The sequence below is a fragment of the Mesotoga sp. HF07.pep.5.2.highcov genome (assembly GCF_003666285.1).
GTDB classification, from domain to species: Bacteria; Thermotogota; Thermotogae; order Petrotogales; family Kosmotogaceae; genus Mesotoga; species Mesotoga prima.
Window position 1 is genome coordinate 1 of sequence record NZ_JFHJ01000573.1, and the last position, 8,965, is coordinate 8,965.

The window sequence follows — 8,965 nt, forward strand, 5'->3', positions numbered from 1 at the left end:
CGCGATAGGATTCATAATCATGTCTATGTTGTTACTGTATGCGATTATTTTCCTGAATATCTCTTCCCGTAAGGAGGTAACTGTATGAAGACAGTCATGAAGGTGCTGGGTAAGGTCTTCAAAGTCATCGCTCTGGGGCTGTATCTGATTGCGGCTCTACTACCTCTTTACTGGGTTGTTGTTACATCCCTCAAGGGCCCCAGGGAGATCTACACATTTCCTTTGAAATACCTCCCTTCAAAGCTGTCCTTCGAAAGCTATTCGAAGTTGTTTGGCTTTGCTAACTTCGGAGTTTACTTTCGAAACAGCGCAATAGTGGCCCTTGCGGCTGCTTTAGCCGCCATGCTAATATCTATGTTCAGTGGATATGCACTGTCGCGAATTCGAGCGAAGAGATTCAGAAACGGTACCTTGTTAGCCATGTATTTCACTCAGATGGTTCCTCCGTTCATTCTGATGGCTCCTCTGTTTGTCATGCTGGCAAACTACGGTATGACCGATAGGCTTTCTACGTTGTTTATCCTATATGTAACTATGGTAATTGCCTTCAGCACGATCATGTCAAAGAGTTTCTTCGACAGGATACCGGTTTCCCTTGAAGAAGCTGCCGTGATCGATGGTTGCAGTACTTTGCAGGCGCTCTTCAAAGTGGTATTTCCACTAACGAGGCCCGGACTTGCAGCGATTTTCAGTTTCGCCTTCGTGAATATCTGGAATGAGCTTTTTCTGGCATCGATGTTCATCTTCTCCGATGAAAAGATGACTGTCCCGGTAGCGTTGAACTCGTTCATCTCTAAGGCCGGGATAAGCTGGGACGTTTTGAGCGCGGGACTTGTTGTTTCTCTCTTACCAACTATGATAGTTTTCGCCTTTGCACAGAGATATATAATAGCCGGACTTACCGAAGGCGCTGTCAAAGGATAATGATTGGAGGATCTTGAGGATGGAAAAGAAGTACGTAACTGAGATTTTGCATCATCTGGGTGAAGACGATCTACCTTGCGGGGCGGTAAATCCTCCCATATTTCAAACTTCGATCTTCTCTTTCAAGGGCTTTGACGAGTTCTCAACGGCCCTTTCAGACGAGACGAACCATTTTCTGTACACCAGAGGAAACAACCCTACAGTAAATATTCTCGAGGAGAAACTGGCTGCGCTGGAGCACGCGGAGAGGGCAAAGCTTTTCGGATCTGGAGTTGCGGCAATCGTTTCGAGTATTTCCGCTTTCTTGAAGAGCGGTGATCACATAGTAACTGTCAAGGACTGCTACAGCTGGACATCCACCTATGTAACCCAGTATCTGGCCAGATTTGGAGTGGAACATACCTATGTGGAAGGTAACGATGTGAATGAGATCGAGGCAGCTCTTAAACCCAACACGAAGATTATCTATCTCGAAAGTCCCACTACTTTCACTTTTAAGCTGCAAGACTTGACGGAAGTATCTTCACTGGCCAGGATGAGGGGTGTGAAGACGATAATAGACAACACCTGGGCGACTCCCATCTACCAGAATCCGATCGATTTTGGAATAGACCTGGTAGTCCATTCCGCATCCAAGTATCTGGGCGGAAACAGCGATGTCGTAGGAGGAGTTGTAGCAGGGTCCGATGAGGATGTCAGAAGAATATTCGAAAAAGAGTTTCTCAACACCGGAGCCGTTCCCGATCCCTTTGCTGCCTGGCTTATTCTGAGGGGGATCCGGACTCTGCATATCCGGATGCCCGTGCATTTCCAGAACGCTATGGAGCTCAGCAGAAGGCTACAGAAGAGTGAAGCCGTCGAATCCGTTTTGTATCCGATGCTCGAGAGCTCGGAGCAATATGCGCTTGCCAAGAAGCAGATGAGGGGAGGATCGGGCCTCTTCTCGTTTAAGCTTAAGACCCGGGATATCGACAGGATAAAGAAATTCGTGAACTCCCTGAGATTTTTCAGGAGAGCCGTCAGTTGGGGCGGGTATGAAAGTCTGATCTCTCCGTACGCCGTTTCTCACAGGGACCCCGGTGACAATGTATCTCTGATAAGGATTCATGCCGGTCTAGAAGAAATTGAAGTCCTTTCGGAGGATCTCGATAGAGCCATGAAAGCGCTCGTCTGAACTGGAATTTCGTTAATCGAATACGCGGAAAGATAAGTTGTGAAAGACTGGAGGGGGCACCGTGTATCATTCTAGAAATGAGTACTGTACAAGGCTTAGAAAAGAACTAGCTGAGCTTTTCCCGTATACTTTGATCGAGAGAAAAGCGATTGGCGGATGGAGATTCAGTGATTCCGGCGCGGAAAGACCGCCCGAGAAAGGCTGGAAGGAGATCTCCGTGGGCTACCGGTGGGATGAGACAAAATTCCCGGTGTGGTTCAGAACCTCCATAGAGTCAGAAAAACCTGAAGACGGAGAGAGGCTCTACCTTAAAGCGGTTCCCGGAGGAGAGAGTCTGGTCTTGATTGACGGCCGTTCTTTTGGCGAGATAAATGTATATCATCAGTTTCTGGACCTAACAGAGTTTGCTGATGGGAAGAGCCACGTAATTGATATACAGACAGTGCCGAAGGGGCTGTTCGGTACTCACTTGCCCGATCCGGTCTTTGAAGGCGCCGAGCTGCTCCTTCAAGATAGATCCGTATCATGCACATATCTCGATTTTACGGTCGCGATCGAGGTTCTTGAGGCAACCAGAGATGAATTCCTCTCAGAGAAGCTATTGAAAATCATAAGCGACTGCCTCTCCGAGATCGAGCTTCCTAGATCTACTGATCAGTACTTCAAGACGGCCCCTGACAATCCGACTCTTTTCGGGCACCATACATATGGAAGCGTAAACGAGATCTGGCAATCCCCGAGGTTTGAGAAGTCTGAAGGGAACAGACTGACCGACAATTATCGCCGCACGGTCATGAAGGCCCGTGAGAAACTCGCGAGTAATATAGCCAGCTTGAGAGACAAGCATAGTGCGGTGGGCACCGTTCATGTTACCGGTCAGTCACACATTGACTATGCCTGGCTTTGGCCGATAGATGAGACCAAGAGGAAGATCAGAAGGACCTTCGCCAATGCCGTAAGAATGATGGAGAAGTTTCCGGAATTCGTTTATCTTCAGTCTTCGGCTCAAATGTTCATGGATTTGAAGGAGAACGATCGCGATCTCTTCGAGAGGGTAAAGGAGAAGATTTCGCAGGGCAAATGGGAAGCGATCGGCGGAATGTGGGTTGAGAGCGACTGCACCGTCTCCAGCGCCGAATCACTTGCCAGGCAGTTTCTATACGGCCAGATGTTCTTCGAAGAGGAGTTCGGGATGAGATCTTCTGTGGCATGGCTTCCAGATGTCTTTGGCTTCTCCTGGATACTTCCTCAAATCATGAAGGAAGCGGGAATAGAATACTTCTCGACGACCAAGCTGAAGTGGAATGAGAAGAATTGTTTCCCTCTCGACCTCTTCTTGTGGAGGGGGCTGGATGGCAGTGAAGTAGTCTGCCATTTCTTCGATAACCCTCTCGGGGGTTACAACGGAATGCTTAATCCAGAAGCGATTCTTGGCACATGGGAGAACTTCCAGGATAAAAGAGTTTACGATAAGACAATAACCACCTTTGGCTACGGCGACGGCGGCGGCGGTCCGACAGAGAGATGATCGAATACTATGAAAGGCTCAAAGAGTATCCTGGCATGCCGAAACTCGAAATGGCCCCCTTGACGAACTATTTCAAGGAGTTGCCTTCCACTCTGGAACTGCCCGTTTGGGACGACGAGCTGTACTTCGAGCTCCACAGAGGAACATATACTAGCCAGGCAAGAACAAAGAAGCTGCATAAGGATGCTGAAGACGCTCTGTACAGACTGGAAGCCGTCGGTGCTATGGTCTGCAGTAGAGAAAAGTATCCGCTCAAAAAAGTCAGAAAACTGTGGGAGATACTACTTCGTAACGAGTTTCACGACATTCTTCCCGGTTCATCCATAAATGAAGCTCACATCCAGGCCGAAGATGAACTTGGTCAGCTAATCAGAGAGGCAAATGAAATAACCGGTACTCTACTTGACAATGTTGGCGATGGAAATCCTTCTCTCAAGACCGTAATCAATGTTGGATCTTACCCTCAACAATCAATATTTATTGACGACAATGAAATGAATCTCTATGACCGGGTGGGCAAACTTCTGGCAAGCCAGAGAACATATGACGGAAGGTTTATTTACAGCTCAGATCTGTATATTCAACCGTTTTCGAGCGAGGTTTTCGAGTGTATGGGTGGAGAGGTCGAGGAACACGCTATAGAAAGTGATCCCGTCCTCGAAAACAGCTTTTTGCGTGTTGAAGTAAACTCCGATGGAAGTGTTTCCGTTTTTGATAAGCAACTTCAAAGAGAAGTAACCTCCGGCCCAGGGAACTGTCTCTACGTATACAAGGACATTCCAGTTGCTTGGGATGCATGGGATATCGATCACGATTACGAGATATCTGGCAAGAGACTGACCGCCCTCGATGTGAGGACGATTGAGAGCGGTCCGGTGAGGAAGGTCGTTCAGGCGAGATACGAGTATGAAGGAAGCTCTATAGTGCAGAGATACATATTGAACGCCTCTTCAAGGAGACTGGATATTGAAAACGATATCGACTGGCACACTAGAAGGACTCTTCTCAAGGCTCACTTTCCCGTCAGCATTCTTTCTAGAGAAGTAAGATGTGATCTCTCCGCGGGATACTCAAGGAGAAGTACGAGGGTTCGAAACACCTTTGAAGATGCCCGATTCGAATTTCCGGCCCATCGCTGGGTCGAGCTGGAAGAGCCAGGTCTTGCCGTAGCTATTCTCAACGACGGAAAGTATGGTCATTCCTGCAACGGTTCAGACATATCTCTTACACTTCTTAGATCGCCCATTTATCCCGATTTCTTTGCAGATGAGGGAAGGCATCGTTTCACCTACTCGTTGTTCTCTCATGATGGAGAGGATGCTGTCAGGATAGTCGAGGAAGCCGAGGGCCTTAACAAGGAGATGATCAAGATTGACGGAAAGATAGATCTTGAAACAGCCGTGTTGCAAATCTCAACGAGAAACCTCAAGGTACTCGCCTTGAAGCATTCCGAGAAGAGCGGTTACGTACTCCGGCTCGCTGAAGTAGAAGGGAGGCGGGGAGTAGCAAAGATCAGTACTGCACTGGCCGTTGAACGATGCTGGATTTCGAACGTTCTCGAGGATAAAGTGCGCGAGCTCCCGGTAATTGACGGTAAAGTCGAGCTCCCCTACAGGCAGTTCGGTCTCCACACGCTCAGGTTTGAATGAGGCGAGATCATGAAGGAAAGCGATGGAGTTGATTGAAGAAAGAACCCTCCTTGGCATAGATGTGGGAGGTACGAAAACGGCCGTCGTTCTCGGAGATGAAACTCTCAACATCCTCGCAAGAGCAGAGTTCCTGACCGAACCAGAGCTCGGTTTTCAGAGCTTCATCGAGAGGCTCTCTTCCGAAATCATCGGTCTGACAGGAGATTTGATTCCATCCAGGGTGGGAATATCCGTCGGCGGTCCTATGGATTGTAAAACGGGTACTTTGTTCAACCCTCCTCACCTTCGATGGGGAACCGTTAACATAGTTCAACCGTTGGTGGAGCGTTTTGGTTTCTCGATCACGATCGAACACGACGGAAGAGCCGGTGCACTTGCCGAAAGCATTCTGGGGGCCGGCAGGGGCTTTCTAAACATTGTCTTTCTGACTCTGGGAACCGGCCTGGGAGCAGGCATAATTATCAATGGGAGTATTTATAGTGGATCTACAGGATTGGCTGGAGAGGTTGGTCATATGAGAGTAGCCGAGGATGGTCCCTCGCTCTTCGGAAAGAACGGTTCATGGGAGTCTTTTTGTGGTGGTACGGGAATTTCACTATATGCGCATTACAGATTTCCTGAACGGTTTGGGCGAGGAATGACTGCTCAGGAAATTTCACGTCTTGCACTGAAGAAGGATCCTAACGCCATCACCGTCCTTGAGGAAAGCGGAGCATACTTTGGGGAAGGTCTCGCCGTACTGCTGGATATTCTCGACCCTGACAGGATAATTCTCGGTAACCTTGCCTGGCGCCTTCCGAAAATCTGGCTTGAGGCTGCTCTAAAGAGGGCAGCGGAGGAAGCGCTTGTCGGCGATGAGGCGAGAAATCGGGTCGTTATTACGGAGCTCAAAGACAGGATTGGTGACTATGCCGCTTTGATTGTGGCAAGCGGAATGGGAAGAAGGAGATAGGAGATGGAGTTTAATCGTGTAGCGCGTATGGCTTTTGAGGAGAGCATACGAGTAAAGAGTGAGTTTATCGACAAGTATGAAGAGCTGATATACGAGGTTTCGCGCGAGATAGCCAGAAGAACAGGGAATGGCGGAACCGTCTACCTGATGGGGAACGGCGGTAGTGCAGCAGATGCAGCACATCTGGCGGCTGAACTCGTAGGAAGGTTATATTTGGAAAGAAGACCGATCAGGGCAGTATCGCTACCCAGTAACGACTCGATTCTCACAGAAGTCCCTAACGACTTTGGATATGACCAGGTCTTCTCCAGACAGCTCGAAGCCTTTCTGGGAGAAGAGGATATTGTGATTGCAATTAGCACTAGCGGACAATCGACAAACATTTTAAGGGGACTGAAAGTGGCGATAGAGAGACGTTCGCTGAGAGTTGGATTAACGGGGAAGACTGGCGGCGAGATGCTTGGCTTATGCGACTATCTATTCAAAGTGGACTCTACTGACATTCCAAGGATTCAGGAAACGCACATAACTCTCGGTCACGTATTGTGTCAGCTTATCGAGGCGATTACCGTCGGAAGAGAGTAAATATGGCGTAGTGAGAATGGAAGGTGCGGCGATGAGATACGAGGGTAAGTACACAGTTTTCGATACTTCTAATGTGAAGACGTATTCTTTGTTGAACAGACCTAGTGAGGTGTCGATATCGGATCTGATAGACATGAAGGAAATAGTAAATGAGTCTGATGGCTTCAGGTCACCCGAACTGGAAGAGCTTTCCGAGAAGGTGCTTGAGGCAAAAGAGAAGGGTTTACCCGTTATTGTTTTCAGCGGCGCGCACGTAATCAAGAACGGAATGGGACCGTTGCTTTCGTCGCTTATGCATGAAAAGATCATTACTGCCCTTGGGGTGAACGGGGCCTTTACGATACATGATTTTGAACTGGCTTACTGTGGAAGGACCTCGGAAAGTATTCCGAATGCTCTTTCTAGAGGGCTTTTCGGCTTCGCAGAAGAGACAAATAAGTATATTAACAACGCACTGATTCATGGAAATAAGCTCTTTCTTGGATATGGAGAGTCGATGGGCAGGCTTCTATCGGGAGAAGCCTTTCCAGAGAAGATTGACTGCATGTACCTGACGTCTCAGTCCAGTACAATGCGTATCGGGATAGTATACCGCTTTGTGTTCACTCAGCAGTGGGAACTGACATATACCACATGACACCATACTTCGACGGTGAGTCTCTTGGAGGATGCTCGGCAAGAGACTTTCTCATATTCGCGAATGAAATTTCAAAGCTTGAAAAGGGCGGGGTGTGTATAGTGATAGGCTCTGCAGTCATTGGCGCTGAAGTTGTTCTGAAGGCAATATCGATGGCGGCAAATGTTGGAAGAGCTCCAAAGTCAATCACAACGGCCAGCTTTGATATAAGAGATGCAGATCTAGATGAGGCTTCGAAAAATAACAAGGAAGTTGCTTCTTATTACTTCAGAGATGTGAAATCGATAGTAACGAGAATCCCGAATGCTTTTGGTGGAAAAGGTTATTACATAAAGGGAAACCATAAAGAGACTCTGCCGTCGTTCTACAGATTGATTATGAAGGGAATGCCATGAATCAAGCTTGGGAAAGGAACGCCAGGGTGCTCGTAGTCGGTGACGTCTTCCTGGATAAGTATGTCTATTACGATCCCAATCTGTCGAGGCCGAGCCTTGAAACCGGCCTTATGACGATCACGGGAGTGAGAGAAGAGTATTCTCCCGGAGCGGCCGGTAATGTGGCTAAAAATCTTGCCACGCTTGATGGGAAAGTGATTCTCCTCGCTCCGGTGGGACTGGACGCTAGGGCTGTCGAACTGGAGAGGGAGCTCGATCGTTATGGGATTTGCACGCAGTTCCTTGTGAAGTCGAAAAGACAGGTTACCCCTCTGTATATGAAATTCATCAATACTTTGACGGGGGAAGAGGATCTGCCAAGGCTTGATATTCCCCCGGTCGGTCTAGCCGAAGAAAACAGACGGGAGATTGTCGAAATGTTAGAATTTCTCGTTCCTCAGGTTGATGCCATAATTGTCCAAGATCAGTCTGAGATTCCTGGGACAGGCTGTATAGACGAAGAGGTAAGAAAAAAACTGATTGTGTTGCGAAAGCTATTCCCTGAGAAATTATTCGTCGCGGATTCGAGAAACTGGCTCGAGGCCTTTTCAGGTTTTCTTCTGAAGCCCAACCTTGGTGAATTTTCTCAGATCCTTGAAAGGGCAGGCCTTGTAGATGACAATAACAGAATTCCTGAGCAAATACTGGTTCAGAAACATCTCGCAGAGGTTTCAAGACTGGTGGGTTCACCCGTTGTAGTAACCGCCAGCGAGGATGGCTCGTTCTGCTTTAATAACGGTATACTGAATCGAATATTCAATCTCGAAGGAGAAGTGAGGGATGTCTGCGGAGCTGGAGATGCATTCATTGCGGCCTTGACTTTGGAGTTGTGCGGTAAGAAAGTCTCGTTATTGGACTCAGCCAAGACGGCCACAAAGGCCGCTTCGCTCTGTGTTTCTCAGAAAGGAACGGGGGTGTTGCTGAGAGAATCAATCTCAAAGCTTGAAGAACCTGATGCTTATAGAGTCGAAGATCCGTCTATCTTCAGGAATACCCGAAGGTTGCCTGGGAAGACGAGGTATGTTCTCTTTGATTTCGACGGTACCATTTCCCTTCTAAGGGAGGGCTGGCAGCCGATTATG

At 48.2% G+C, this 8,965-nt stretch carries 9 protein-coding genes; all 9 read left to right on the forward strand.

Translation table 11 applies throughout. The features are described 5' to 3' along the window. The first annotated feature begins 84 nt into the window (after positions 1 to 84). Complete coding sequence (locus BG32_RS12070) at positions 85 to 924, forward strand: carbohydrate ABC transporter permease (protein ID WP_121510130.1); 840 nt, start codon at positions 85 to 87, stop codon at positions 922 to 924. Positions 925 to 943: 19 nt separating this feature from the next. Next, positions 944 to 2,098, forward strand: a complete 1,155-nt coding sequence (gene aar / locus BG32_RS12075) for a bifunctional L-alanine/L-glutamate racemase (RefSeq protein ID WP_121526904.1) — start codon at positions 944 to 946, stop codon at positions 2,096 to 2,098. Positions 2,099 to 2,159: 61 nt separating this feature from the next. After that, positions 2,160 to 3,626 (forward strand): hypothetical protein, encoded by a 1,467-nt coding sequence (locus BG32_RS16695; RefSeq protein ID WP_259459713.1) that lies wholly within the window; start codon positions 2,160 to 2,162, stop codon positions 3,624 to 3,626. Next, the gene (locus tag BG32_RS16700; protein WP_259459714.1) at positions 3,623 to 5,275 is read left to right on the forward strand and encodes a glycoside hydrolase family 38 C-terminal domain-containing protein; all 1,653 of its coding nucleotides are present in this window, start codon (positions 3,623 to 3,625) and stop codon (positions 5,273 to 5,275) included. Before BG32_RS16695 ends, BG32_RS16700 begins: the two co-directional genes overlap by 4 nt. A 22-nt stretch (positions 5,276 to 5,297) precedes the next feature. Then, a complete protein-coding gene (locus tag BG32_RS12085; RefSeq protein ID WP_121510133.1) occupies positions 5,298 to 6,227 on the forward strand; it encodes an ROK family protein in 930 nt (309 codons plus the stop codon). 3 nt (positions 6,228 to 6,230) lie between these two features. After that, complete coding sequence (locus tag BG32_RS12090; protein ID WP_121526905.1) at positions 6,231 to 6,812, forward strand: SIS domain-containing protein; 582 nt, start codon at positions 6,231 to 6,233, stop codon at positions 6,810 to 6,812. A gap of 31 nt (positions 6,813 to 6,843) precedes the next feature. Continuing rightward, on the forward strand, positions 6,844 to 7,449 hold the full coding sequence (locus tag BG32_RS16705; RefSeq protein ID WP_259459715.1) for a hypothetical protein: 606 nt from the start codon (positions 6,844 to 6,846) through the stop codon (positions 7,447 to 7,449). Further along, positions 7,446 to 7,844 (forward strand): hypothetical protein, encoded by a 399-nt coding sequence (locus BG32_RS16710; protein ID WP_259459716.1) that lies wholly within the window; start codon positions 7,446 to 7,448, stop codon positions 7,842 to 7,844. The genes BG32_RS16705 and BG32_RS16710 overlap by 4 nt, the downstream gene beginning before the upstream one ends. Next, the coding region (locus tag BG32_RS12100) for a bifunctional heptose 7-phosphate kinase/heptose 1-phosphate adenyltransferase (RefSeq protein WP_259459717.1) at positions 7,841 to 8,965 on the forward strand (1,125 nt) is incomplete at its 3' end. The genes BG32_RS16710 and BG32_RS12100, both read left to right, overlap by 4 nt.